The following is a 25,835-nucleotide window of genomic DNA, read 5'->3' as shown; positions in this document are numbered from 1 at the left end:
TTCTCTAGTTCTTTGATTCTTCAATAGTTTCTTGCGGCGCACCGGTGATACGCTCCTGGATGGTTTGGAAGATGACATATAGGGCGGGTATTATAAATACACCAAATATGGTTCCTATCAACATACCACCAACAGCACTCATACCGATCGAGCGGTTTCCTACGGCTCCAATACCTGTAGACAATGCCAATGGCATCAGTCCGAAAATAAAGGCGAAGGAGGTCATTAATATGGGCCTAAGTCGTGCTTTTGCACCATCAATGGCCGACTCAAGGATCGACATGCCGTGTTTTCTTCGCTGCAATGCAAATTCTACGATAAGAATGGCATTTTTAGAGAGCAGACCGATCAACATGATCAAGGCGATTTGAAAATATATGTTATTCTCAAGACCTGCCATACTTACAAAGCCAATGGCACCCGCAATGCCTACCGGAAGCGATAATAATATCGAGAAGGGTAGTATATACGATTCGTACTGTGCACTCAATAGGAAGTAAACGAAGATCAAACTCAATATAAAGATGATGGTCGTCTGGCTACCCGCACTGTTTTCCTCCTTGGTAAGTCCCGAATACTCATAAGTATAGTTGTTCGGCAGCACTTGGGCCGTAACTTCTTCAATGGCTTTAATGGCATCACCTGTAGAATAACCAGGGTTCATGGCTCCGTTAATTTTTACGGAACTTAAAAGGTTGAACCTGCTCACTACTTCCGGGCCGTAAATTTTCTTTAATGAAACAAACTGAGATACGGCAACAGATTCACCATTGGCATTGGTGACAAAAATGTGGTTCAACGAATTTTCATTGGCCCTATCTTCGGGTTTTGCCTGGATCATAACACGGTACTGCTTACCGAATTTATTGAAGTCCGTGGTATATAGTCCACCGTAATAGCCTTGCATGGCACTAAAGACATCGGTTACCGCTAAACCGGCCATTTTGGTTTTCTCTACATCTACCTCTACTTCGTATTGAGGGAAGTTGGCGTTGAAATTTGTAATGGCGTATTTTACTTCTGGTCTTGCGTTTATAGCCGCTAAGAATTCATTGGTAACCTTGTTTACGGTTTGCCAATCGTCGGCATCTTTGCTCTGTAGGTTCATCTCAAAACCGGTGGAGTTACCAAAGCCTCGTATACTTGGTGGCGTAAAGAAGAAGATTTTGGCATCTTTTAATCCGGCTGTTTTAGCGAACAGGCTTCCTACTACGGCATTCACCGATTCGGCATCACCTTTACGTTCGCCCCAATCTTTAAGACGGAGAACCGAGAATGCGTAAGAACCACCGTTAACACTGTTCAAAATACTAAATCCGGTAATGTTCATCCTAGCCTTTATGATATCCATAGATTGATAAATGGAATCTAACTGCTTCACGGTCTTTTGTGTCTGCTCTAAAGTAGTACCGGGAGGCATGGTAACATCGGCAAAGACAATGGCCTTATCTTCGTTAGGTATAAAACCGGTAGGTGTCGATTTGAATAACAAAAGTGCTATTACTACAAATATGACAAGAGACAATCCGGTTACCCATTTTCTTTTGGCGATAAATTTCACCGAACCGACATATTTATTGGTTATGGCGTCAAAGCCGGTGTTGAAGGCCGAAAAGAAACGTTTTGTAAGTCCTTTTTTATGTTCTTCCGATGGATTATGGGGCTTTAGTAAAAGCGCAGCCAAAGCAGGGCTCAAGGTTAAGGCGTTTACCGCGGAAATAAGAATGGCAATAGCCAATGTTATACCAAATTGTTGGTAGAACACTCCTGATGAACCGCTGATAAAAGATACCGGAATAAATACGGCCGACATGACCAAGGTAATGGAGATAATGGCACCTGATATTTCTGACATGGCCGATTTAGTCGCCGTTTTGGCATGGGTGGCACCTTCTTCCATTTTGGCGTGTACGGCCTCCACTACCACAATGGCATCATCCACCACAATACCAATGGCCAGAATCATGGCGAACAAGGTCAACATGTTGATGGAATACCCGAATAGGGAGAGGAAGAAGAACGTACCAATAATCGCTACGGGAACGGCAATAGCGGGTATTAAGGTAGATCTAAAGTCTTGTAAGAATAGGAATACTACCAAGAACACCAATAAAAAAGCTTCGATCAATGTCTGTATAACATGTTCTATAGAGGCACTTAAGAAGTCTTTGGTGTTATAAGGAATTACATAGTCCAATCCTTTGGGGAAATCCTTTGAACTTTCCTGTAGAATCGTTTGAATTTCGTCGATAATGGCATTTGCATTCGATCCTGAGGTTTGGAATATACCAACAGCGGTACCGGGCTTGCCCATACCTTCGTTCTTTGTACCATAATTAAAGGCGCCTAACTCTATTTCGGCAACATCTTTAAGCCTTAAAAACTGTCCGTTTTCTTGAGCCTTGATTATGATGTTTTCATATTCAGCTTCATCTGAAAGGCGCCCTTTATATTTTAGTACATATTCGTAGATTCCATCGGCATTTTCCCCGATTTTCCCCGTTGCGGCCTCAAGGTTCTGTTCCCTAAGGGCATTTTGAATATCTGAGGGCATGAGTTTGTACGCCGCCATCTTTTCTGGGTTGAGCCATACGCGCATAGAATAATCCTTAGAACCGAAAACGGTAACGTTACCAACACCTTCGATACGTTGTAATTTCGGTACGATGTTGATTCTAGCGTAGTTCTCAACAAAAGTGGCGTCATAATCTTCGTTATCCGAGAATAGGGAGAAGAACAAAAGGGCACTCGTCTGGGACTTTTGTGTGATAACACCCGTTTGTACTACGGCTTGTGGTAAAACACTGTTGGCCCTGGCAACCCTGTTCTGAACGTTTACCGCAGCAATATCGGGGTCGGTACCCAATTTAAAGAATACGTTGATCGTAGCGGCACCATCGTTACTGGCACTAGAGGTCATGTACAACATGTCTTCAACACCGTTGATCTGCTCTTCCAAAGGAATAACAACACTCTTTAGTACCGTTTCCGCATTTGCACCTGTATAGGTACTCTTAACCTGTACGGTTGGTGGTGCTATTTCTGGATATTCTTCAATGGGCAAGGTCGTTAGGCCTAGTATACCTAGAATAACTATAATAATCGATATCACCGTAGATAGTACGGGACGATCTATAAATTTCTGAAACATTGTTCTTTATTTATGTATTATGATGAATAGCGGATGCTTACTTGACCGGGCTAATGGTCATTCCGTCTTTGATTTTAGTCACACCTTCAAGAACAATGGTAGTTCCCTTTTCAATTCCATTTTCTACAATGTATCCTTTTTGGGTATTGGCAATGATATCTATAGGCATTGTTGTAATGGTGTTATCGTCTTTTAAGACGTAAACCAGTTTTTTTCCTTGTAAATCTATTGTTGCCGCCTGTGGAATTTCATAGGCATTCTTGTAAATGGTTGGAATCTTGATCTTACCGGTGCTACCGCTGCTAAGAATATTATTTTTGTTTTCAAAATCGGCCCTAGCGGTCACACTACCCGTAGTACTGTTGATAATGGTGTTGATCATGGCGATTCTACCGGGCTCTGGGTATTCTTTACCATTGATCATTACAAGCTTTACCTCTGGGGCCTTTTCAAGATCCATTTGGTTTTTATCGTTTTTGGGCATAGATTCCTTCAACTTTAAAAGCTCTTTTTCATTTAGGGAAAAATAGGCGCGAACCTGGCTTATATCGGAAACGGTAGTCAAGGGCTTGCCCATGTTAGAACTTACCAAGGCCCCGGTCTTAAAAGGAATTTCCCCGATATAACCGTCAACAGGACTGGTAATACGTGAATAACTGATATTGGAAGCTACACTTTCGTAGTTGGCCTTGGCCTGTTCCAATTGGGCTTTTGCAGTTTCAAGCTGAACCTCGCTAATGATGTTCTTTTCAACCAAGGGCTTAAGCTTGTTTACTTCTACTTGGGCCACGTTAACCGAAGCCTTGGCAGCATTGGCATCTTGGTTTAAGGTTTGGGTCTCCAATTTGAAAAGCAATTGTCCTTTTTTTATTTTTTGACCTTCCTCTACGTACACGTGTTGAATGAAGCCAGAAACTTTTGGCCAGATTTCTACGTTTTGCTTGCCTTCTAAGGTGGTAGAAAACTCATTGTAAATGGTGATGTCCTGTGGAGTCAACTCACCGACCTTTAAACTCGGGGGAGGAGGGGTGGCACCACCGGCAGGAGGGGTTGGGGTGGTTCCAAAGCAGGAGCTTAGGAGAAGTCCTGCACTTAATAATCCTAATATAGATAGCTTTTTCATTTTTAGATGGATGTTATAATTCTTGTTAAGGTTTTGTTAATTCAGAATGTTCGGTAGTAAGCGAACTAAAATGGTAAAAAAATTATTGTTTTAGGTTTTTCAAATCGGCGATTGTCTTTCTATAAATTTCACGGGTGTCTTCCAGGCATTTCATGTAGATGCGTTTTTTCTCTTTGTTTTCTTCATGTTTTTGTGGGTTGTGGACTTTATTATATTCCGCAACTTTTTCTATCATCTGAGACTCATTCTCTATTTTTTTGAGCGTTTGATTTAACTTCTTGATAAAAAAGGCATCTTTCTCCGCTACTTTAAAATAGCGTTTCCGGTCACCCGATTTGGTGAAATAATTTATAAATCCAGTTTGTTGTAATAAGTTCAATGACGTGGAAATAGAGCTTTTGCTTGCACCTCTTTTGGTCAAGCAGTCGTCAAAAGTGAGGCCTTCTTCCTCGGTTACCACTAAATTTGCAAAGATTCTAGCGGCCAAAGGAGGTAGGGAATATTCAAATTCAAAGTGAACCCCTAGTTCCTCGATCAATATCTGTTTGCATTCTTCTTTGTCCATAATTAAAAAATTGAAAGGGCAAAGGTAGTATTAGTTCGGTGTCAAACAAACCAAAAGAACTTAAATTTTCTAAAAGAGGGTTAAATATTCGTTAAGAGGGGTGGTTTAGCGAGGAAGTATACCTTCTAAATCGATAAGGGGAATGGGTTGTAGATCCCTTTCGTTTATCGTGTTCTTGGGAAATACGAACCGTTTTTCAAAAAGCTTTCCCTCGGCAAAGAAAGTAACGAAAAACTCATTGTCAAGGGCAAGGATGTCTTCTTGTAGCACCTCTATCTTAGCAAAAGACTTGGCTGCAATGAGGCCTAGGCCATGGCGCATGGTCGAAGTTTTGCGTTCGTCGTCATAGCCCTTTGAGACTATAATGGTCATTTCTATGGCGTCGGTACGGTTGTTTAGAATATAGGCGTTCCAGTCTTTGGAGAGAAACTCTTCGTTCCACTCCCGAACAACCGCAACGTGAACGTCTTTGGCAATAGGTATCTCTATATCTTTTTTCACCTAGATAAAATTACAGTGCACTTTTGAACTGTTCAAGGAAGCGAACATCGTTTTCGCTCAACAGGCGAATGTCCGAAATTTGGTGCAAGAGAAGCGCGATACGGTCGATGCCCATTCCGAAAGCAAATCCGGAGTACTCCTTTGAGTCGATTCCGCAATTGTCGAGTACGTTTGGGTCTACCATACCACAGCCCATGATCTCTAGCCATCCAGTGCCTTTGGTCATTTTATAATCGGTTTCGGTTTCTAATCCCCAATACACATCTACCTCGGCGCTGGGCTCGGTAAACGGAAAGTATGAAGGACGTAACCTGATTTTCGATTTTCCGAAAAGTTCGGTAGTAAAATATTGCAGGGTTTGCTTTAGGTCGGCAAAGGAAACATCCTTATCGATATACAAGCCTTCTACCTGATGGAAAAAACAGTGCGAACGCGCGGAAATAGCTTCGTTACGGTATACCCTACCCGGTGATATGGTACGGATTGGGGGGGTGTTGTTTTCCATGTAACGTACTTGAACCGAAGAGGTGTGGGTACGCAACAATATATCGGGATCGGTTTGAATGAAGAAAGTATCCTGCATATCCCTTGCCGGATGGTATTCGGGCAAGTTCAAGGCTGTAAAGTTGTGCCAATCGTCTTCGATTTCTGGGCCTTCGGAAACGTTGAAACCTATTCTTGAGAAAATCTCTATAATTTGGTTCTTGACTATAGATATAGGGTGGCGTGCACCCAGTTCTATGGGTTCGCCCGGCCGTGTCAAATCACCGTAGATGCCTTTTTCGTCGCTTTTGCTTTCAAGGGCGTCACGTAAGGTATTGAGCTTTTCGTTGGCGGCCTGTTTTAACTGGTTTATGGTCTGACCGAATTCTTTTTTCTGCTCATTGGGAACGTTTTTGAATTCTGCGAAGAAATCATTTAACAGTCCCTTTTTACCTAAGTATTTGATACGGAAGCTTTCGAGTTCTTCCTTGTTGGTAGCGGTAAATTTTTCTACCTCTGTAATATGCTTTTTTATGGTATCGATCATGATGTTCGGCTAATGCCGCAAATTTAGGACATTTGCGGCATTACCGAATACATAATTCATCATAAATTGGTCTAAATTCTACAACGCGGCTTCAACTTTCGGTGCTATAGTCTTCTGTTCCAAGTACTGTATACAGTCGTCAAAGGTGTCGAAAATGTGTTCCGTGGGTATTAAATCGGGTATAAGGTCTACCCGTTCCATCATGTAACGCGGTTGCTTCAGTACGTCTACGAACAATACCTCAATTTTTGAGTTGTGCAGGTCGATCAATACGTCTTCTAACGTGTAGAGTCCTGATTGATCCATATACTGCATACGGTCCATACGAATGATTACTGTTGAGGCGCTACGCGGTATTTGGTCGGCCAGTATTTGAAATTCGCTGGTAGATCCAAAGAACAAGGGGCCTTTAAGGTGTTTGATAAAAACCGATTCTTTTAGGTTTTGGGGGAAACGGGCTTCATCTGCCCAACCTTGTTCTTTTTCCAATGATTTTACATCCGAGCGTTCTGCGGTAAGGTCGCCCATCTTCTTCATGAACATTAAGGAAGCTATGACCAGGCCTACACCTACGGCGTATACCAAGTTCCAAACGGAAGAAAGAACCAATACAATAATCATAATCACTACTTCGGAACTGAATTTGATCGGTCCTAGACTCATGTCTTTTGGTAAACTAGGTATCGCTTTCAATCCTTTATAATCCATTACCCCTATACCCACGGTTACAAGAATACCGGCAAGTACGGCGGCAGGTATCTGTGATGCGACCGGACCTAAGGCCAAAAGAACGACCAATAGCAGAACACCGGCCACCATACCGGATAACTTGGTCTTACCACCGGCATTAATGTTGACAACGGTACGGATAGTTGCGCCCGCTCCTGGGATTCCGCCAAATATGGCCGCAATAGTATTTCCTATTCCCTGACCTACCAATTCCTTGTTGGGTTGGTGCTTGGTCTTGGTCATGTTATCGGCCACCACAGAGGTCAATAAGGAGTCGATGGCCCCCAGTAGGGCCAATGTTAAGGCGGTAAAGATGTAAGGGGTTACCGAGTTGAGATCAAAGTTGGTAAAGATGCCGAGGTTGGGTACGGGAAAACCACTTGGAATTTCTTCAATGGGTCTATAGTTCAAGCCGAAACCATAGGCTACGCCGGAAACTACGATAAGTGCTACCAAAGCACTCGGTATGGCGGTAGTTATTTTTTTGAAACCATAAATAATGATAATCGTGGAAAGGGCCAAGATAAACTCTAGCCAATTGATGTTTTGCAAAGCTCTGGGCATAACTTTAAGGGCCCCTAATACGCCTGAAGCTTCACTTTTTGCCAAAGTACTGGCTTCTTTGAGCATTTCCTCTTGGGTTATGGTCTCCGCACGTTTAATGGTCTCCTCGAAATCTTCTAGAACGAGAATGCCCTCCCCGGCTTCCTCCTTTAGAATATTCTCCAATATAAGTTCTTCGGCCATTGGTTTGTACTGATCTACGAACTCTTTATCCTCATTAGGGTAATAGCCTACTGCAGGCAATATCTGGGTAACTAAAATGATAACACCGATAGCGGTCATAAAACCGGAAACTACCGGATACGGAATGTAGCGGATGTATTTTCCTATGCCGAGCACACCAAGGCCGATTTGCATAAGTCCGGCCAATAAAAATACGGTCAAGATGGCGGGTAGCGCCTTTTCGAGACTACCGTCGTTTATGGCGATAATTCCCGCTATGACGACCATACTTACGGCCGTCATGGGAGCTGTAGGGCCTGAAATTTGCGTATTGGTACCGCCAAAAAGGGCGGCAAAAAAACTAATAAAAATAGCGCCGTAGAGTCCGGCACTGGGTCCGAGACCTGAACTTACACCAAAGGCCAATGCCAAGGGAAGGGCAACGATACCTGCCGTTATGCCCCCAAATAGGTCTCCTTTAAAGTTTGAGAAAAGATTTTTCATACAATTACTTTTAATGCTGATGATTAGTATATATTTTGCTTTCGAATGTATGGGCCTGTTCAACGTTTTGGCCCCTACCGAATGATATGGATCAATCTAAATGATAGATTTCCATAATGTTTTTGAGATAGCCTTCAAAGTCTATTTTTAGATCTATCAATTTTCCGGTATGGACGTCAAATATCCATCCGTGTACTTTCAACCCGTGATCGCGAAATGCTTTTTGCACCACGGCCGTTTTGATTAGGTTTACGCATTGTTCCTTTACGTTCAGTTCAACCAACCGATCGTATTTTTTGGTCTCGTCTTCAATGGCGTTGAGTTCTTCTTTATGAAGGCGGTATACATCGCGTATATTACGTAGCCATGGGTTCAAGACACCTAAATCTGCCGACTGCATGGCGGCTTTGACCCCTCCGCAGGCGTAATGTCCACAAACGATGATATGTTTTACTTTCAAGTAATCTACGGCATACTTTACCACCGAGAGAACGTTAAGGTCTATACTGATTACCATATTCGCGATGTTGCGATGCACGAACACCTCGCCCGGCTTGGCGCCCATAACCTCTTCTGCGGTAACTCTACTATCGGAGCACCCGATGTAAAGCAATTCTGGATTTTGGCCTTCGGCCAATTGACCAAAATAGTCTGGATCTGTTGCTAGTTTTTCTTTGATCCATTCTTCGTTGTTCGCAAAAACAGTATCTAGGTTCATATTGTAATTTTTTACAAAATAGCGTTATTTCTACAGTATTATCTGAAAAAGGCCAATACGCCAACATTGGCCTTTTGAAACAAAGAACTCTTTTGGCCCGTGATTATTCGTAAAAGACCACTTCGCCATTGGACAAGTCGTACATGGCACCAATTATCTTGATTTCTCCCGTTTTTTCCATTTCGGCCAAAACCGGACTTTTTTCGCGTACGTTGTCAATGGTCAAGAGCACGTTCTTTTCTGAAACCTTATCTACAAATTCAAGGTTCTTCGAGTTTCTAAGACTTTCGTCGGCCGGCTCCTTTACGGCTTCCACCGCAGGTTCGATCTTGTTGATCAAGGCGGTAAGGTTGCCCAATCTGGCGTGATCACAAGCGCCTTTGATGGCCCCGCAACTGGTGTGGCCCAAAACAACGATCAATTTGGTGCCGGCTAGTTTACAACCGAATTCCATACTGCCCAAAATATCTTCGTTCACGAAATTACCGGCAATACGGATACTGAAAATATCACCTAGGCCCTGATCGAAGACCAATTCCGCGGAAACCCTCGAATCGATACAGCTCAAGATGGTTGCAAAGGGAAATTGCCCTTCACTGGTGTCGTTGACCTGCTCGAGAAGGTTTCTGTTGGCTTTCAGGTTATTTTGAAAGCGTTCGTTGCCCTCTTTTAAAAAATTTAATGCCTTTTCTGGAGTCATTGTGGCTTGTGTCTCCCTTGTATGTGCTTTCATGCTTATCTAATTTAATGCTTTTTCTAATTTGTTTTGATAGTCGAAGGGGCTATATTTTTAGCTTTCGACCGCTATGATGTCGGGTTGGTTCCCGTTTAAATATCGATTGACTTCCTTTTTGCTTTACCAAAGGTACTTGAATACCGAGTGGATGTGTAGTACGATTCTGTTATGAATAATACATTTTTGTCTTAATTCGAGCGCGACTTGTAATCTCAATAGGCCGGGCATAGCTTGTATTTTTCAATGATTTCCAAACCTTTTTTCGATTGAAAAATGATTGACCTGCACTAGGCTGAGGAAAGTATTCGGAGTTGAAAAATCGCTTTCTTCCGCAAGAAGTGTTTTGATATGGTGTTCCCCATAAGATATACCTTCACTTTGAAGAATATGGGAATTTTGATAGTTTTTTACTGGGGCTCCTCCTTCTACCTGTACCGCTGACCTGATTTTAGATTGGTTTAGTGCATTGATTGAAATACCGATTATCGTTCCCGCAATCGATACGGAAAGGAAGGGTAGGTCAGTGATGTTGGCAAGGCCCATACTTAGAGGTATTGCCATAAAAAATGTTGCGATGCTCGGCTGAATATCGCGGCTTGAAATTTTGAACATATATTAATCCGGTCCCCAATATACATCAAGGACAAATTTGTAGTTAATCGAATAGTTTTATCGAGAGGATTAACTCAAATGTTCTGGAGGGGGCAGAAGAATTTCAATAGTGAAATCGATGTAGCCCATAAGGTGATAGTGTCCCATAACAGACTGTTCTGACTGGGCTATTAAAGAAAAATCAAAGTAGTTTTCGTTGACTATTTTTTCCTCAAAGGGAGATTTTTTCCCCATTTCCTGCTGCTCTTCCTCATTGAGGTTGGTTACTATTACAGGATTGTCAACATCTAGCAAAGTTATAACGCTCGGAGCCGTAATGGCAAATAGCCAAAGAGAAAGCAAAAGAAAACGAGCAAAAATTTTCATAGAAGTTTGTAACAAACGCAAATATAACACCAACCTTTTTAATCCTCGTTAAGGAAATATTAAAAATCTTTTAAGATTTTTATGTCCTCAGTCTGAATCCAACCTGTAGTACCGTCAGGAATGCGAATCTTTTTCCAGTCGTTGAGTTCTTCTAGAACATTGACTTTGGTGCCCTCATGTAGTGTAAACGCTTCAAGGCTTCTTTTATTGGGTTCGGATTTTACGCTGGCCTCTTTTGCAAAGACAATGGCGGGGTCGTCGGCCTCGAATTCACTGTGTTGCAAAAAGGCGAACACGACCGAGGTGAGCATGGCTAAAAGCGAGATCATACTGAAAATAAAGGCCAATCGTTTTCTCGAAGAATAGTGAAAATAGTAGAAAGCGATGTACAGCAGTACAAAGAGTATCATAAAAACAATGGAGGCATAGGCCCATTGGTCAAAAGAGAGAATGCCGATCGTACTGTCGTAGATCTTTGTAAGCCCTGTGGCCGGCATACGGTCTATGGCATCTAATGTCATATTTTGGGCATAGCCTAGATTGTTCTTTATTTCGCTATCATTGGGTTTTAGCAAAAGGGCCTTCTCATAATAGTAGATACTCGGGGCAATTTGGTTGAGCTTGTAATAGGCGTTGCCTAAATTGTAATAGAGTTCCGCAGAGTGTTGCCCGTTCTGCAATATCTCTAAGTAGCTGTCTACCGCTCTTTGATATTCGCCCACGTTATAGGCTTCGGTGGCCTGGTCGAACAATGCCTTGTTCTGGCCTGACACCGTAAGGGTCACAAAAGCTATTACTATGAAAAATATCTGTCTCACTTTATTATAATTGTTTATCTAGATGTGAGATTACCTCACTGGCCTTATCGTAATCTTGCTGCATCTGTACCTCTGAAAAAGGACTGTAACGGGCCATTTCGCAATTCTTCAGCAAGGCGATAAAGCCATCGTTCGTAGTGTCATCAACTTGTTTTTCGTTGAGCAAGGTGGCAATTTTATCTTTGCTGAATTCCGATGTCTCTATCTTTAGCTTAGCCTTTAAATAATTGTGCAAGGCCTTCTCGAGGGCGATGTAAAAGCCTTCTTTATTGCCAAGTTCCTTTTTGGCCTTAGAAAGGTATTTCCGTGCAAGTTTGTTCGCTTTACGTACCTTGTTCCCCACGACATCACTGGCGATGGCCTCCCGTTTTTTACCTAGTATTATGGCAATAGGAATCAATATCAACGGTAGTAGTAACCAAAGATAGTATTGGGTGGAACCAAAAAAGAAATTAGATGTTATAGGCGACAGGTTGGGGTTCAGCTTCAGGAAGTTGAATTGGTTCCCGACGGTAACGGCCTGTTTTTGACCTCCTGTCGCAACGGCAGTGCCGATACTTGAATTGGTCGGTCCCTCTTTTACATTGATCAAGATCTCATCGGAGGTAAGGGTCTTGTACGTTTTTGCTTTGGGGTCAAAATAGGTGAACGATATGCTCGGTATAGGGTATTTCCCCTTAAACGAAGGAACGATAGTATAGTTGTTGCTCACCTTGCCCTGTGATCCCGATAGGGTGGTGCGTACGTTCTCGTTGAACTCAGGTTCGTAAACTTCCAATGCGCTGGGTAGGTTCGGCTCGGGAAGTTGAAAGAGCTTTAGGTTTCCCTTACCGCTCACTTCTACCTTCGCCTGTAAGGATTCTGAAGCGTTCAAAGTGGTTTTGTTGGTGCTTACCGAAAAATCAAAACTACCTACGGCACCACTAAAGTTGACCGGCTTCCCTTTTTCGGGCAGTGGCTTTACATTGATGGTGCGTTTTCCCGCAGAAACGGTTTTGTTCGTTTGGGTATAGATACGTCCTCCGAAAAAATCGCGTTTGTTGGTGGGTACGTCTACCGTAACTTCCAGCGAAAGCGGTTCTATTTCCAATTTACCCGATTTCTGGGGATATAATACCACGCGCTTTAATACTACGTAACGGTAGGGTTTGCCCTTGTAGGTGCCATTTTCCGCCACGGGTCTTGAAACCGGAATGTCTTGGCTCCAAAAGTTGTTGTATTTGGGGTTGTCGAGCGGTTGATAGTTCGATACGCTTATGGAAGGACTCACATAAAGTTTGTAGACTACGCTAAGGCCTTCGTTAAGATAGGGGTCCGTTTTAGATACTTCGGCCACAAGATGAAGGCTTTCGTCGGCCACATCGTCTACGGTCATCTCGTCACTGGGCTTGTCAACGGCCGCGGTTACCTCTACCTTTTTGGGAAGGGACTTGTAGGTTTTTCCCGCGATGACAATAGAGGCCTGCTTAATGGTTACGGTTCCCCTAGTGGTGGGTGCCAAAGTGTAGGAGTATGTTTTTGAATAGCTGCGTACCCCATTGATCCATGACGAACTTATCGATTGTGAAGGTCCCATGAGCACCCGGAATCCTTCAAAGTCGGGAGGATTGAAATTGTCACCGTCTTTGTTCATGGTGAAATCGACCCGTAAGCGTTCGTTGATGCCCAGCTTCTCCTTGCTGAGTTTCATTTCAAAGGTAACGGCATCGTCTTGTGCGTTCATCGAAAAAACGACGAGCAGCATAGCGATGATTGCAATCAGATTTCTATGTACAGCGCTTTTTACCAATCTTTTTCGTTTTTAACCTTAACGCCTTTTACTTTTTGGGCGTCTATTTTTTCTTGAACTTTTTTCTCTTCGTTTTGCATGGCCTCCAACAAATTTTGGATCTGTTGTTTGCTTAACTGGTTAGGCCTGGGCTGTTGTTGCTGTTCTTGGGGCTTATCTCCTTGTTCGGGCTGCTTTTTCTGTTCTTCCTTTTCATCGCCTTCACCCTCTTTGTTTTCGTCTTTCTGTTCTTCGTTCTCGTCGCCCTCGTCTCCCTTGTCGCCTTCGTTTTCTTTATCTTGGTCTTGGTTGTCTTCTTTGTTGTCGCCCTCTTTCTTGTCTTCGTTCTGGTCTTTTTGGTCGTTTTTGTCCTGCTGGTCTTTATTATCTTGGTTTTGGTCGTTCTGCTCTTGTTCTTTTTCGAGCATTTTTTTGGCCAAGGCCAGATTGTAACGTGTTTCGTCGTCGGTAGGGTCGTTTCGAAGGGCTTCTTTGTAGGCCTCTATCGCTTTTTGATATTCCTTTCTTTTCATGAACACATTGCCCATGTTGTGGTAGGCGCGGTGTTTGTCTGCCTTGTCCGTAGCGAGTTCACCGGCTTGTTTAAAGCGTCCGAAAGCTTCGCTATAGGTTTCTTTGGCGTAGTAGGCATTTCCTAAATTGTAGGGTGCGGCCGAATTTTCGTCGCTTTTGGCAATGGCCTTTCTATAATCGGCCTCGGCTTCTATAAAATTGTCTTCCGAAAGGGCCTTGTTGGCCTCCCAGGTCAAGTTTCTCGATTCGTCAAGGGCCTTTGCGCGTTCTTTTTCCCCATCCTGTGCAAAAGAAACGAAACCGATGCAGAACAATACCAGTATAAGTGAATGTTTCATCTATTCTATCTCTTTTTCGTTAAACAAATTCAGCTTTGCAAGCCACTTTGTACGTTTCTCTAAAATAAAGACATCTAAAATCAAGAATAAAAGGCCAATGCCTAAGAACCATTGAAACTGGTCTTTGAATTCGGCAAACTGTTTGGCTTCAAATTCCTTTTTGTCCATTTGTAACAGTTGTTCTGTTATTCTTTCTACCGCAGCTTCGGTATTTGTACCGTCTATATACTCTCCGTTGCCTTCTTCGGCAATATCGATGAGTACCTCTTCGTTCAATTTTGTAATGACCACTTCGCCTTGGGCATCCTTTTTAAGGCTCTCGACCACGCCATTGCGTTTTATGGGAATGGGTGCTCCCTTGGCCTTTCCTACGCCGATGGTAAATATGCGGATACCTTCCTCTTCTACTGCTTTTTCTACAGCGTCTTTGGTATTGCCTTCCGAATGGTCCTCGCCATCGGATATAATGAACAATACCCTGTTGGTCTGCTCTTCATCGTTATAGAACGTAGTGGCCAGTTCAATGGCCTCGTTGATGGCCGTTCCTTGGGATGTAAGCATGTCGGTGTTCATGCTTTGCAAGAACATTTTTGCCGCACCGTAATCAGTGGTAATGGGCAATTGGGGAAAGGCTTGCCCGGCATAGGCGATAATACCGATCCGGTCGCTCGCCAATTGGTTTATGATCTCGGATACCAAGCGTTTGGCCTTTTCCAAACGGTTGGGCGCTATGTCTTCGGCCAACATACTCTTAGAGACGTCTACCGCAAAAACGACATCGACACCTTCGCGTTTTACCGTCTCCAATTTCGTGCCAATTTTCGGATTGACCAATCCGAGGGTGATAAAAGTTAGGCCCAAAAGGAAAAACAAAAGCTTAAGGGTCGATTTAAATGTAGATTTGTCAGGTGACAGCCGCTTGAGCAATTGGCTATCGGCAAATTTGTTTTGGGTTCGCTTCTTCCAAAGTTGAACCACAATGAACAAGACGACAATGACCGGTATAACGGTCAGCAAATAAAAGTAAATCTTTTCGTCTAATTGAATCATTCTTGTTCTGTTCGTTTTCTAAAATTCAGTGAGGTACGATGGGGTTTCAAAAGGACGTGCTTAGATAAAACTTCTAAAAAGTGTATTTCTGAGTAGCCATTCGAACACTAACAAGGCTATTGCCAAAAATATCCAAGGCCTAAATTTTTCCTCGTACTTGTAATATTTAAATTCTTCTATTTCGGTTTTTTCAAGCTTGTTGATTTCGTCGTATATAGCTTCTAACTTTTGGTTATCCGTAGCCCTAAAATACTTTCCTCCCGTAACTTTTGCAATATCTTTTAACAAATCTTCGTCGATTTCCACTTGGCGCATACCGTAGCGGAATGAACCATCGCTGTTGTAGGCAATGGGGGAAAGTGCGTTTCCGTTGGTGCCTAGACCTATGGTGTAGGTCTTGATGCCGAATTCCGTGGCCAAGTCGGCGGCGGTCTGCGGTTCAATAAAACCAGAGTTGTTCACCCCGTCGGTGAGCAGGATGATGATTTTACTGGAAGCCTTGCTTTCTTTCAGGCGGTTGACCGATGTGGCCAGTCCCATGCCTATGGCCGTACCGTCGTTCAACTGCCCATATGTAATTTCTTTTAATGCCCTTAAGACGATTGATTTGTCACTGGTAATCGGGGTCTTTGTATAGGCTTCGGCGGCATAGGCAACCAGACCGATACGGTCGTTGGGCCGTTCCTTGATAAATTCGGCCGCTACTTCTTTTAGGGCGGTCAAGCGATTGGGCTTGAGGTCTCTGGCCAACATACTTGATGAGACATCGATGGCCATGACAATGTCGATACCCTTGGTCGTTTTTGTTTTGGTGGAAATATCCTCGGTCTGCGGTCTCGCCATGGCTACTATTACCGCCGTCAAGGCCAGAAGACGTAGAATGAACAACAAAGGTTTTAGTTTAGAAAGAACATCCGTATGGCCAAAACCCTGTATGGTCGGAATCTTTAGAGAGGCTACATGCTCGTTGCGCTTGTAGAAATACCACAAGATGGCCAACGGAAGCAAAAGTAGCAACCAAAAGAATTCCGGATTTGCAAAGGTTACGTTATCCAACATCTATAATTCCGTTTTTACTTCGACCGAACCTAAAATACGATCGACAATTTTTTGTGCATAGGTGTCTCCGTCCAACCAATTTAGAATAACCTGTTGTTGGAAGCCTTTTCCGCCAAATAGCAAAATGGCATATTTTCCGTCTACAAGCTCTTTCGACTGGGGTATGGGGAACTTTCCGCTACCGAAAACCTTAATGCCCTTTACACCGGTCAAGGTGGTGAACTCTTCCTGTTTGGTAATAATGTTCTTTGCACCTTGTTTTTCAAGGTTTTCTATGAATGACTCAATCGATTTGTTGAATTCGGGTTCTACTTCTTGGGTCAAGGTGGTCGAGCTAGCACCAACGGTAAACAAGCTTTCCGTATTACTGTATGAGAACATTTGAAGGTCTTTTATGTTGGCCTTCATTTCTGGACTGAGCTTGGTCTCCTGTCTTTTCAGTACGTGGGGTGTCTCTAGGTTGATCGGTGGATAACCATATGAACTCGCTACCCATTCGCCTTCCAGGAGTTTTTTGGTCGGATGCCCCAAAAGGGTGTCTTTTACATAGGTGAAACCGTAATACGCGGTAACGGCCGATGTGCCGATTACAAGAAGGCCAAAAAGGGCCAAACTGGCATAGACTAATTTTTTCTTCTGCTTCTTCCTTTCGAGTTCCTCCTTGAATTCCTCCTGTTCCATCAATTCTTCTTCCGTGGGTTCAGGTAAGGCCTCATGTGTTTTTATTACGATTTCCTCTATGGCCTTGCGGTCTTGTTCGGCTACGGAACTTTCGGGTTTTGATTTGGCAAATTTTACTAAATCCGCAGTCTGCAGAATGCGTTTGAACTGAAGCAAGGTGTCGTCTTCAATTTGAAGTTCGCCTGCATCTTTAAGTAGCTCAAGTTTATTGATCAGTTCATCGGTAGTACTCTCCAAGGCCGAAACGTGAACATCTTCCTCTAGGTAAGAACGGACAATGTCGGTAAGTTCGGAGTAGTACTGCTTGTACTCGTCTTGAATGATATATCTCGAGTTTTCCAGTTTTTTTAGCTCTAAGAGGGCACGGTCATAAGGGGGTAACAACGCCACTTTCTCCTCCTCGGTCAAGGGCTTTTTCTTAAAAAAGAACCAATATACTAGGGCACCTATAAGCAATAGGCCTAAAAGAACGCCTAGAATCCATAGCCATAGTTTAGCGTTGCTTTTTTCAACCTCCATTAAAGGTTTGATGTCGTACATCTTTTGCGCCAAGGTATCTACCGCTACATTGGCTACATTGATGGTCGTGGTGGAGTCGGTCAAGAAACCGTTGCCGTTAATGTCTATACGTTGGGCCGGTATTTTGTACGATCCCGAATCAAATTGGGTAAGGGCGTAGATTTTTTGCAGGGTCATTCGGTCGTTCTGCCGTGTTGTATCGGTAGCAAAGGCTTCTACGGTTTCCAAGGGCGAAAAGGTCTGGCCTTCGGGAAAAATAACCTGGGCCGTAGTGTCGGCCTCGACGGTAACGGTAAATCTGACCTGTTCGCCAATTTTAATCGACGTGGTATCGACCTCGGTGCTTACCTTGGGGCTTTTTTGGGAGAATGCTGAAAAAGCCATCAACAAAAAGCATAGCAAGGTGAATCGCCTTATGGGCAATAGTTTGTTATTTCTTTGGTTTAGCAAGTAATTTTTTAGCATTAGCCTCTGCGCTTAAAATAGCCCAATAATTTTTTTACATAACTTTCGTCGACCCTACAATCCAACACGCCACAGCCCGATTTCGTGAACGTTTCCTTGAAGTAATTGACACGCTGCCGGTAGTATTCGCCATAGGCCATACGTACTCTTTTAGATTGGGTGTTTACCAATCTTATCTTGCCGGTTTCGGCATCCTGCATTTGTACCATACCTAAATTAGGTATGTTCTCTTCGCGTTCATCAAAAACCCTGATACCCGTAAGGTCGTGCTTGTTCCCTGAGATCTTCAAGGTCTTTTCATAGTCTTCGGCAATAAAGTCGGATAGTACAAAAACAATCGCTTTTTTCTTCATTACGCTGCTCAAAAACTTCAAGGCTTCGGCAACGTTCGTACGATTGCTTTTCGGTTTGAATTCCAACAATTCCCTAATAATCCGCAGCACATGGCTTTTTCCTTTTTTAGGAGGAATATACAGCTCTACTTCATCGGAAAACAGAATGAGTCCTGCTTTGTCGTTGTTCTGAAGGGCGGAGAAGGCCAAGGTGGCCGATATTTCCGTAATTACATCTTTTTTGAACTGATTGGTCGTGCCAAAATGTTCAGAGCCACTTATGTCGACCATAAGCATCATGGTCAGTTCGCGTTCTTCTTCAAAAACCTTGATGTAGGGTTCGTTGTAACGCGCTGTAACGTTCCAATCAATATTTCGTACGTCATCGCCAAATTGGTATTGGCGTACTTCGCTAAAGGTCATACCCCGACCCTTAAAAGTGGAGTGGTATTCCCCACCGAAAATATGATCGGAAAGACGCCGTGTCTTGATCTCGATCTTACGTACTTTTTTAAGTAGCTCTTTCGTATCCATTCTTCAGTAAACAGTTTTCAGCAAGCAGTTTCAGGGGTAGGGACAAAACGTCAAATACTACCGACCACATCTGCCAACTGCCCACTTTTTAGGGTACTTCGATCTCGTTAACGATCTTGTTGATGATTTCTTCGGAAGTAATATTTTCTGCTTCGGCCTCGTAGGTGATACCAATTCTGTGCCTTAACACATCGTGAACCACGGCCCTTACATCTTCGGGGACTACATATCCCCTTCTCTTGATGAAGGCATAGCATTTTGCCGCATTGCCCAGGTTGATACTACCCCTTGGGGAAGCACCGAAGCTGATCAATGGTTTTAAATCGGGCAAATTATATTTTTCTGGGTATCGTGTGGCGAAAACGATATCGAGAATGTATTTCTCTATCTTTTCGTCCATATACACATCACGTACCGCTTTTTGGGCGCTTAGTATCTGTTCTAGGCTTACTACCGGTCTTACCGTTTCGTAGGCTCCTAGAAGATTCTGCCGCATGATCATTTGTTCTTCGTTTAGCTTCGGATAATCGATTACCGTCTTGAGCATAAAACGGTCGACCTGTGCTTCGGGTAAGGGGTAGGTACCTTCTTGCTCTACGGGGTTCTGCGTGGCCATTACCAAAAACGGCTTGTCCAGTATAAAGGTCTCGTCGCCAATGGTGACCTGCTTTTCCTGCATGGCTTCCAAGAGTGCCGATTGTACCTTTGCGGGGGCACGGTTAATTTCATCCGCCAGCACGAAATTTGCGAAAATAGGACCTTTCTTTATCGAAAAGTCGTTTTCCTTCATGTTGTAGATCAAGGTACCGACTACATCGGCAGGCAAAAGGTCGGGCGTAAACTGAATTCTGCTGAAGCTGCCCTTAACTGCCTTTGATAGGGTGTTGATCGCCAAGGTTTTTGCAAGCCCGGGTACACCTTCCAATAAAATGTGGCCTTGACCAAGAAGTCCGATCAGTAAGCGTTCCACCATGTGTTTTTGGCCAACGATTACTTTGTTCATTTCTAATATCAACAGGTCGATAAAAGCGCTCTCCTGAGCAATTTTTTCGTTTACCGCATTAATATCTACCGTAGTATTTTCTTCCATATAACGCTACAAATTTTGGTTTGGGTCGGTTGTTGTTAGAATAGACATGCAAATTGAAAATTTATTAGTTGCTTAGCTGTTAACGATTGGTTAAAAAAAAAGTACGAGCCCTCTTTTTGTGAAGTTTTTAAGGGATTTCTTTTTAATTTAACGCACCTATGCAAAAGAACAAATTTTATTCTAAAGTTATAGCGGGAACTATGACTTGGGGAAGTTGGGGAAAAGGTTTTTCAAAATCGGAAATGATCGAAGTGATGAATCACTGCGTCAATGTAGGAATCACAACTTTTGACCACGCCGATATTTACGGTGGGTATACGACCGAAGAAGATTTCGGGAAGGCCTTTGTCGAAGCTGGAATTTCTAGGGAAAACATCCAGTTGATTTCCAAGTGCGGTATCCAACTCGATGCCGATGCCCGGCCCAACCGGGTGAAGCACTATCAATATGATGCCGAATACATCGTTTGGTCAGCGGAACAATCGCTTAAAAAACTGCGGACCGATTATTTAGACCTTCTTCTCTTGCATAGGCCCAGTCCGTTAATGCGGCCCGATGCCGTGGCAGAGGCCATCGTAAAATTAAAGGATCAAGGAAAGGTCAGGGCCTTTGGGGTGTCTAATTTTTTGTCATCGCAAATAGCTTTGATAGAAACGGAAACGCCCATTGCGGCAAATCAAATAGAGTTTTCGTTGACCCATAACGGGCCCATGTACGACGGTACGCTCGATGATGCATTGGTAAATAAGAGAATGGTCATGTCTTATAGTCCGCTCGGTTCCTTTTTTAGGGAAAAAGATGAGGTGTATAAGCGCGTTTCAAGAGCAATGGAGCCTATGTTGCCCAAATATGGGGCTACTGAAGACCAATTGCTTTTGGCTTGGGTAATGAGGCATCCTTCAAAAGTATACCCGGTAGTAGGTACCACTACAAAACCACGTATATCGGCGGCGATAGAGGCTACAAAAATAGAAATGGAACTGACCGATTGGTTTGTCTTGTTAGAGGCCGCCCAGGGACACGAAGTACCATAAACGAAAAGAATAAAAACCATGAACAAAACTGTATTAATAACCGGAGCCACGAGTGGCATAGGTAGGGCAACGGCAATTCTCTTTGCCGTTCAGGGCTTTAGGCAGGTGCTCTGCGGAAGGAGGCAAGAACGTCTTGATGCCCTTGAGGTTGAGTTGGGCAAAAATTGCGAGGTGCACACGTTGAACTTCGATGTGCGTGATAAAGATGCCGTTTTTGAGGCAATTGGCTCGCTTCCAAAGGAGTTTTCGAAAATAGATGTATTGGTCAACAACGCGGGTAACGCCCATGGTCTTGATCCTATAGACGCAGGTGATATTGACGATTGGGACGCTATGATCGACATTAATGTTAAGGGACTATTGTATGTTTCAAAAGCGATTATTCCGAGCATGGTGGAACGCAAGTCGGGGCATATCATCAATATCGGTTCAACGGCGGGAAAGGAAGTGTATCCCAAAGGAAACGTGTATTGCGCGAGCAAGCATGCCGTAGATGCGCTTACCAAGGGAATGCGCATGGATTTGAACCCCTATGGAATCAAGGTCGGGGGCATTAATCCGGGGGCTGTCGAGACGGAATTTAGCAATGTCCGCTTTAAAGGGGACGATGATAAGGCCGATTCGGTTTATGAAGGCTTTGACCCCTTATTGCCCCAAGATATTGCCGAAATCATACATTTTGTAGTAACCCGGCCCTATCATGTAAATATTGCCGATTTGGTGGTCATGCCAACCGCACAGGCCTCCGCAACTATATTGAACAGGTCGTTATGATCAATAAACGCTTACTTGTAAAAAACCTACTTGCCCACAATGATGAGAATAGTTTTTATGATAAGAAGCGTTTTATAAGCATTGGGGAAAAAGAAGGTAAGGCCAAGTTTTTAAAGCACGTTTGCGCCTTGGCCAACAGCAACCCTAAAAATAATTCTTTTATCGTTATCGGGGTGGAGGATGAAGACAACAAAATTGTAGGGGTCGATTTCTTTGATGACAGTAAGATCCAAAACTTGGTCAATGCCTACCTAGACAATCCTCCCTTGATTTCGTACGAAAACATTCCCTTTCCTAATTTAAAAGAAGGCAAGGTGGTCGGCCTGGTTACTATCAGGTCTAATGGAAAGGTATGCGCCCTGCGCAAAAACATTTGGAAATACTATGGGGGCATGGTCTTTTTCCGGGAAGGGAGTATCAGTATGCCGAAGGCCTATGGAGTAGAATTGAAAGATATCAATTCCGATACGGTGGCCACCATTGAGCAGCACGCCCGTAACAATATTGAACTAACCTTAGATGGTGTAATCGACTTCATCAATAACCGACATAAAAACCTAAGTAGTAACTACAAGGTTTTTAAAGAGCAGTTTGTGGTCTGTTGGGCAGGGAATAAAAAGAAGGTGAAAAATGAGGTTTATTTTTCCAGGGTCGATATTGAGTTGATCAATGAACAGGTGAAACTGTTTTATTCGGCCTTGGATGAAATCCGTATTGCCTATACGGAAGACTCTTTTACTACTGTGGAATATGTACAATTGGGGCTTGGTACAAAGCAAAGATATTTTCCTTTGGAAGAGATGGTCATTCATTTTTTTGATAACGGAACGTACAAAATAGAGAGTAAACTCATCTTTGAGCCCCCGCAATATGATAAGAAGTCACTTTTTCATATCTGGAATGCGAATAATGCCCTTTTGCAAAAAATCCGAAACAATATAAAACTGACGCCTTCCGATAAAATAGACCTCAAGAGTCTGCCCGATACTTATCTTATTTGTTACCTGAACGGTTTTGACGAAGCCAAGAAGCAGATGGAAGCTTCCCGTTCCTTATTGAGAAAAGATTACCCTAAAGTTTATACGGGCATTAAGGAGTCGTTGCGTATCATTAGAAAGGTGACCTACAACTAGCTGTCTATTCCCCGAAAACCATGCTGTTGTCGGGAAGTGAAGGAATGGCCCCGTAACCGGTAGTGGTAATGGCTCCTGCCTTATTGGCCATGGCAACCATTTCGATCAATTGCCCATAATCGGATAGGATGAGGTGTGGGTCTCCTATGTTGGCAATTTGGTACAACAAACAGCCGATAAAGGCATCGCCGGCGCCAGTGGTGTCTATGGCCCTTACTTTTATACTGGGTACTATGGTCTTCTTTTTAGGGGTGCTGACCAAGGTGCCTTCGCTCCCCAAGGTAAGGGTAATAAGGGGTGACCCTATTTCATGTATGGTGTTACAGGCACGTTCAAGGTCGGACTCTCCCGAGATAAGTTGGGCTTCCTCTTTACTGAATTTGCATAAATGCGATTTTTCAATGAAGCGCAAACACTTTTTAACAAAGGTGCTTTCTTCTCCTTTCCAAAGGTCTTTCCTGAAGTTAGGGTCAAAGCTGATGAAGGTGTTTTGGGTCAGGGCATCGAAGAGGTAGCGGTCGTAGGCTTCCTCTAGCCCTCCTCCTAGCAAAGCGGTGGCCGCCCCAAGGTGTATAATGCCATTCTGTAGCTGTTTTTTCAATGTGGGGTCGTATTTCAGCTTCTTGTCGGCACCCCTGCTAAAAACAAAACCGCGTTCCCCATCTTCGGCCAAGGAAACAAATGCCATGGTCGTAAATGTTTTGGAACGCTGCACCAATGAAGTGTCCACTCGATTTTCTTTCAATACGTTCAGCAAAAAGGTTCCGAAGGGGTCATTACCTATGGCTCCTATAAACTGGCTTTTACCCCCTAATTTAGCTATGGTGCAGGCTACGTTGGCGGGAGCTCCTCCCGCTTTTTTCGTGAATTCGGTCGCCTTTGAAAGGTCGTTGCCTTGTTTTATCGCTACAAAATCTATGAGTAATTCTCCAATGCAGTATACGGTTTTCATAGGCGTTCTTGAAGTGATGGGTGTTTAAAAGGGGCTCTCTTGTTTCGTAAAAGTACTTAAATTATAGGGTTTAAGAAGTATCTTGTTTTTTTGATGTGTGTGGCGATTCGAGAATTCATTTGCACAAAAAAGCCACTTCACGAACGAAGTGGCTTTTAGTGAAAATTTCAAGGTCTTGTTGCGATTAGTACCCTGGGTTTTGTGAAATATTCGGATTTTGATCTATTACATTTTGGGGAATAGGGCTCATGTACTGACGTGCTTCGAACTTAGGGGTGAATTTTACCTCTGGCTCGACACTATAGGTCCAAACTCCCGAATTGTCGGATGGTACTGTGTTTCTAATGACCATGTTGTGTCTAGCAACGCCCATTGTTTCTTCTTGTTGCATCCATCTTTTGTTGTCGTAGTAACGCTTGTTTTCAAAACAAAGCTCGACTCTACGCTCAGTGTGTATGGCATCCCTCATTTCATCCTGGCTTAGACCGGCAGGAAGGTCGGGGAGATCGGAACGGTTCCTGATTTTATTGATGGCGTCATACACCGTTTGATCTGGACCGACCGCTTCGTTCTGGGCCTCGGCGTAATTGAGCAAGACTTCGGCGTATCGGTAAAAAAGGTCGTTTTGCCCACTGGCATCATTACCGGGTGCTGCATCGGGATTCAAACGCTTCTTTTGGTAGTATCCTGAATCGCCCACATCGTTTGAGCCCGCAAGGTCTATTTGGTTAAGGTTGATGCCAGCTTCATCAATACGGGTATAGATGGTGTCTTCTTCTGGCATCCAATCCAATTTGTAAGGAGCCCCATCATAAACGATAAAGTCATAAAACCTTTTTTCCCGGTTTTCGTATGGGTTTTGTGGGTCATATCCAGAGGTTGGGTCGGAAATCGGTTTTCCATTTGCCATGGCAAATTGATCTACAACCTCTTGTGTGGGATTGTAATTTCCCCAAGTCATATATTGGTCTAAGACATATGTTGGGCCTCCACGTCTTTCATAGTTAGATCCCATACCTCCAATATTGGCAACAATCTGTCGGTCCCAAATCACCTCGGAGTTATATTCATTAGAGGCTCTCCACAAATTAGGAAGGTCGTCGAACAAGTCGTAAATGCCTTCGTACTCGTCTATGAATTTCTTGTTGGTAGCAGCCGCAGTCGCCCACCTGTTGGGGTCAGCCGTTGCAAAATGCACAAAATTACCTGTATCGGGAAGATAACCGGACCCACTGTTGAATAACGGACTGGCGCCAAATAACTCGATCCACCCTTTCAGGGCTAGGGCAGCGCCCAAAGTAGCTCTTCCCGCATTTTGGTCCCCACTATTGTATTTGATTTCGAGATGGCCGTTGTCAACTATACTGCCTAGCTCGTTAACTATAAAATTGAAGGTCTCTTCAAAAGTGGCCCTAGGGGTTAACAACTCTTCCTCGGTCATTGTATTTCTGTCGAGGGGTTCGGTTAGAATCGGTAGACCGCCTATATGCATGAAAAACTCGCTATAGAAATACGCCCTTAAGAACCTCAATTCATCCGTTCTTTGGTTGTAGTATTCAGGGGTAAAGTTGTCTTTATTGGCCTCCAGTTCTTTTAATCCGGTATTACATTTTCTGACTTTTACGAAAAAACTCTCCCAGGTATATCCGTTGGTAGGTCCGTAAGTCCCTCCCCATGGGCTGGCATTACTTGAACCCGGCGCTTGGCAAATACCTTGTCGCCAGTTAGATGCTGTGTAATAGTGGCTAATGTTATAATCATCCGTATAATAATCCAGTTGCTCGGCAAGCGTACATATGCGAGGTATTTCGCTGTATACGTCATTTACAAAGATATCGGCGTTGCCTTCGGTTTGCCACTGGGTTTGGTCTGTAAGTTTAGACTTGTTTTCGTTTTCTAGAAATTCTTCCGAGTCGCACGAAAAAGATATCGATATAAGCAGGAGGCAGGCTGCTTTTAAATAAGTTATATTATGTAAGTATTTCATGATTTT

At 43.5% G+C, this 25,835-nt stretch carries 23 protein-coding genes; 3 read left to right on the top strand and 20 right to left on the bottom strand.

Going from position 1 to position 25,835, the window contains the following annotated elements:
- Positions 1 to 4 precede the first annotated feature (4 nt).
- The 18 genes from ZOBGAL_RS07190 to ZOBGAL_RS07105 form a co-directional block, all read right to left on the bottom strand.
- Complete coding sequence (locus ZOBGAL_RS07190) at positions 5 to 3,151, bottom strand: efflux RND transporter permease subunit (RefSeq protein WP_013992877.1); 3,147 nt, start codon at positions 3,149 to 3,151, stop codon at positions 5 to 7.
- Between the two features lie 37 nt (positions 3,152 to 3,188).
- Positions 3,189 to 4,274: an efflux RND transporter periplasmic adaptor subunit gene (locus ZOBGAL_RS07185; RefSeq protein ID WP_013992876.1), complete on the bottom strand. Its 1,086-nt coding sequence runs from the start codon at positions 4,272 to 4,274 to the stop codon at positions 3,189 to 3,191.
- An 82-nt stretch (positions 4,275 to 4,356) separates the two neighbouring features.
- Positions 4,357 to 4,839 carry a GbsR/MarR family transcriptional regulator gene (locus ZOBGAL_RS07180; RefSeq protein ID WP_013992875.1) on the bottom strand — a complete coding sequence of 161 codons (483 nt, stop codon included), beginning with the start codon at positions 4,837 to 4,839 and terminating at the stop codon, positions 4,357 to 4,359.
- Between the two features lie 105 nt (positions 4,840 to 4,944).
- Positions 4,945 to 5,340 (bottom strand): hypothetical protein, encoded by a 396-nt coding sequence (locus tag ZOBGAL_RS07175; RefSeq protein WP_013992874.1) that lies wholly within the window; start codon positions 5,338 to 5,340, stop codon positions 4,945 to 4,947.
- Positions 5,341 to 5,350: 10 nt separating this feature from the next.
- Positions 5,351 to 6,370, bottom strand: a complete 1,020-nt coding sequence (pheS, locus tag ZOBGAL_RS07170; protein WP_013992873.1) for a phenylalanine--tRNA ligase subunit alpha — start codon at positions 6,368 to 6,370, stop codon at positions 5,351 to 5,353.
- 78 nt (positions 6,371 to 6,448) lie between these two features.
- Positions 6,449 to 8,329 carry a SulP family inorganic anion transporter gene (locus ZOBGAL_RS07165; RefSeq protein WP_013992872.1) on the bottom strand — a complete coding sequence of 627 codons (1,881 nt, stop codon included), beginning with the start codon at positions 8,327 to 8,329 and terminating at the stop codon, positions 6,449 to 6,451.
- A 91-nt stretch (positions 8,330 to 8,420) separates the two neighbouring features.
- Positions 8,421 to 9,047: a carbonic anhydrase gene (locus ZOBGAL_RS07160; protein WP_013992871.1), complete on the bottom strand. Its 627-nt coding sequence runs from the start codon at positions 9,045 to 9,047 to the stop codon at positions 8,421 to 8,423.
- Positions 9,048 to 9,150: 103 nt separating this feature from the next.
- On the bottom strand, positions 9,151 to 9,780 hold the full coding sequence (locus ZOBGAL_RS07155) for a carbonic anhydrase family protein (protein ID WP_046287392.1): 630 nt from the start codon (positions 9,778 to 9,780) through the stop codon (positions 9,151 to 9,153).
- 243 nt (positions 9,781 to 10,023) lie between these two features.
- Positions 10,024 to 10,344 (bottom strand): hypothetical protein, encoded by a 321-nt coding sequence (locus ZOBGAL_RS07150; RefSeq protein WP_148560695.1) that lies wholly within the window; start codon positions 10,342 to 10,344, stop codon positions 10,024 to 10,026.
- A 120-nt stretch (positions 10,345 to 10,464) separates the two neighbouring features.
- Positions 10,465 to 10,761, bottom strand: coding sequence for a hypothetical protein (locus ZOBGAL_RS07145; RefSeq protein WP_013992868.1), 297 nt, complete (start codon positions 10,759 to 10,761; stop codon positions 10,465 to 10,467).
- Positions 10,762 to 10,820: 59 nt separating this feature from the next.
- Positions 10,821 to 11,579 (bottom strand): SH3 domain-containing protein, encoded by a 759-nt coding sequence (locus ZOBGAL_RS07140; protein WP_013992867.1) that lies wholly within the window; start codon positions 11,577 to 11,579, stop codon positions 10,821 to 10,823.
- A gap of 4 nt (positions 11,580 to 11,583) precedes the next feature.
- Positions 11,584 to 13,323 carry a BatD family protein gene (locus ZOBGAL_RS07135; protein WP_013992866.1) on the bottom strand — a complete coding sequence of 580 codons (1,740 nt, stop codon included), beginning with the start codon at positions 13,321 to 13,323 and terminating at the stop codon, positions 11,584 to 11,586.
- A gap of 38 nt (positions 13,324 to 13,361) precedes the next feature.
- Positions 13,362 to 14,219, bottom strand: coding sequence for a tetratricopeptide repeat protein (locus ZOBGAL_RS07130; RefSeq protein WP_013992865.1), 858 nt, complete (start codon positions 14,217 to 14,219; stop codon positions 13,362 to 13,364).
- Positions 14,220 to 15,269 (bottom strand): VWA domain-containing protein, encoded by a 1,050-nt coding sequence (locus tag ZOBGAL_RS07125; protein WP_013992864.1) that lies wholly within the window; start codon positions 15,267 to 15,269, stop codon positions 14,220 to 14,222.
- A 60-nt stretch (positions 15,270 to 15,329) separates the two neighbouring features.
- The gene (locus tag ZOBGAL_RS07120) at positions 15,330 to 16,328 is read right to left on the bottom strand and encodes a vWA domain-containing protein (RefSeq protein WP_013992863.1); all 999 of its coding nucleotides are present in this window, start codon (positions 16,326 to 16,328) and stop codon (positions 15,330 to 15,332) included.
- Positions 16,329 to 17,912, bottom strand: coding sequence for a BatD family protein (locus tag ZOBGAL_RS07115; RefSeq protein WP_148560694.1), 1,584 nt, complete (start codon positions 17,910 to 17,912; stop codon positions 16,329 to 16,331).
- A gap of 80 nt (positions 17,913 to 17,992) precedes the next feature.
- Complete coding sequence (locus ZOBGAL_RS07110; protein WP_013992861.1) at positions 17,993 to 18,859, bottom strand: DUF58 domain-containing protein; 867 nt, start codon at positions 18,857 to 18,859, stop codon at positions 17,993 to 17,995.
- Positions 18,860 to 18,947: 88 nt separating this feature from the next.
- The gene (locus ZOBGAL_RS07105) at positions 18,948 to 19,949 is read right to left on the bottom strand and encodes an AAA family ATPase (protein WP_013992860.1); all 1,002 of its coding nucleotides are present in this window, start codon (positions 19,947 to 19,949) and stop codon (positions 18,948 to 18,950) included.
- Between the two features lie 158 nt (positions 19,950 to 20,107).
- On the opposite strand from ZOBGAL_RS07105, the gene ZOBGAL_RS07100 reads away from it, so the two are divergent.
- Genes ZOBGAL_RS07100 through ZOBGAL_RS07090 form a run of 3 tightly spaced genes read left to right on the top strand, consistent with a single transcriptional unit; the run spans position 20,108 to position 22,890 of the window.
- Positions 20,108 to 20,983 carry an aldo/keto reductase gene (locus ZOBGAL_RS07100; protein ID WP_013992859.1) on the top strand — a complete coding sequence of 292 codons (876 nt, stop codon included), beginning with the start codon at positions 20,108 to 20,110 and terminating at the stop codon, positions 20,981 to 20,983.
- Positions 20,984 to 21,001: 18 nt separating this feature from the next.
- Positions 21,002 to 21,757 (top strand): SDR family NAD(P)-dependent oxidoreductase, encoded by a 756-nt coding sequence (locus ZOBGAL_RS07095; protein ID WP_013992858.1) that lies wholly within the window; start codon positions 21,002 to 21,004, stop codon positions 21,755 to 21,757.
- Positions 21,754 to 22,890 (top strand): ATP-binding protein, encoded by a 1,137-nt coding sequence (locus ZOBGAL_RS07090; protein ID WP_013992857.1) that lies wholly within the window; start codon positions 21,754 to 21,756, stop codon positions 22,888 to 22,890. Before ZOBGAL_RS07095 ends, ZOBGAL_RS07090 begins: the two co-directional genes overlap by 4 nt.
- 4 nt (positions 22,891 to 22,894) lie before the next feature.
- Here the strand turns inward: ZOBGAL_RS07090 and ZOBGAL_RS07085 are convergent, their stop codons facing one another.
- Entirely contained in the window at positions 22,895 to 23,842 is a 948-nt protein-coding gene (locus ZOBGAL_RS07085) for a carbohydrate kinase family protein (protein WP_013992856.1), read from the bottom strand.
- A gap of 184 nt (positions 23,843 to 24,026) precedes the next feature.
- Entirely contained in the window at positions 24,027 to 25,829 is a 1,803-nt protein-coding gene (locus tag ZOBGAL_RS07080) for a RagB/SusD family nutrient uptake outer membrane protein (RefSeq protein ID WP_013992855.1), read from the bottom strand.
- Between the last annotated feature and the right edge of the window lie 6 nt (positions 25,830 to 25,835).

It is taken from the genome of Zobellia galactanivorans, from assembly GCF_000973105.1.
Classification (GTDB): Bacteria; Bacteroidota; Bacteroidia; order Flavobacteriales; family Flavobacteriaceae; genus Zobellia; species Zobellia galactanivorans.
This window is presented reverse-complemented; position numbering and strand designations above follow the sequence as displayed.

Coding starts and splice junctions, on each gene's coding strand:
- ZOBGAL_RS07100 (WP_013992859.1), top strand. CDS start 20,108: ATGCAAAAGAACAAATTTTATTCTAAAGTTATAGCGGGAACTATGACT.
- ZOBGAL_RS07120 (WP_013992863.1), bottom strand. CDS start 16,328: ATGTTGGATAACGTAACCTTTGCAAATCCGGAATTCTTTTGGTTGCTA.
- pheS (WP_013992873.1), bottom strand. CDS start 6,370: ATGATCGATACCATAAAAAAGCATATTACAGAGGTAGAAAAATTTACC.
- ZOBGAL_RS07130 (WP_013992865.1), bottom strand. CDS start 14,219: ATGAAACATTCACTTATACTGGTATTGTTCTGCATCGGTTTCGTTTCT.
- ZOBGAL_RS07090 (WP_013992857.1), top strand. CDS start 21,754: ATGATCAATAAACGCTTACTTGTAAAAAACCTACTTGCCCACAATGAT.
- ZOBGAL_RS07080 (WP_013992855.1), bottom strand. CDS start 25,829: ATGAAATACTTACATAATATAACTTATTTAAAAGCAGCCTGCCTCCTG.
- ZOBGAL_RS07125 (WP_013992864.1), bottom strand. CDS start 15,269: ATGATTCAATTAGACGAAAAGATTTACTTTTATTTGCTGACCGTTATA.
- ZOBGAL_RS07165 (WP_013992872.1), bottom strand. CDS start 8,329: ATGAAAAATCTTTTCTCAAACTTTAAAGGAGACCTATTTGGGGGCATA.
- ZOBGAL_RS07110 (WP_013992861.1), bottom strand. CDS start 18,859: ATGGATACGAAAGAGCTACTTAAAAAAGTACGTAAGATCGAGATCAAG.
- ZOBGAL_RS07135 (WP_013992866.1), bottom strand. CDS start 13,323: ATGCTGCTCGTCGTTTTTTCGATGAACGCACAAGACGATGCCGTTACC.
- ZOBGAL_RS07145 (WP_013992868.1), bottom strand. CDS start 10,761: ATGAAAATTTTTGCTCGTTTTCTTTTGCTTTCTCTTTGGCTATTTGCC.
- ZOBGAL_RS07085 (WP_013992856.1), bottom strand. CDS start 23,842: ATGAAAACCGTATACTGCATTGGAGAATTACTCATAGATTTTGTAGCG.
- ZOBGAL_RS07185 (WP_013992876.1), bottom strand. CDS start 4,274: ATGAAAAAGCTATCTATATTAGGATTATTAAGTGCAGGACTTCTCCTA.
- ZOBGAL_RS07115 (WP_148560694.1), bottom strand. CDS start 17,912: ATGGCTTTTTCAGCATTCTCCCAAAAAAGCCCCAAGGTAAGCACCGAG.
- ZOBGAL_RS07105 (WP_013992860.1), bottom strand. CDS start 19,949: ATGGAAGAAAATACTACGGTAGATATTAATGCGGTAAACGAAAAAATT.
- ZOBGAL_RS07095 (WP_013992858.1), top strand. CDS start 21,002: ATGAACAAAACTGTATTAATAACCGGAGCCACGAGTGGCATAGGTAGG.
- ZOBGAL_RS07190 (WP_013992877.1), bottom strand. CDS start 3,151: ATGTTTCAGAAATTTATAGATCGTCCCGTACTATCTACGGTGATATCG.
- ZOBGAL_RS07180 (WP_013992875.1), bottom strand. CDS start 4,839: ATGGACAAAGAAGAATGCAAACAGATATTGATCGAGGAACTAGGGGTT.
- ZOBGAL_RS07155 (WP_046287392.1), bottom strand. CDS start 9,780: ATGAAAGCACATACAAGGGAGACACAAGCCACAATGACTCCAGAAAAG.
- ZOBGAL_RS07150 (WP_148560695.1), bottom strand. CDS start 10,344: ATGGCAATACCTCTAAGTATGGGCCTTGCCAACATCACTGACCTACCC.
- ZOBGAL_RS07160 (WP_013992871.1), bottom strand. CDS start 9,047: ATGAACCTAGATACTGTTTTTGCGAACAACGAAGAATGGATCAAAGAA.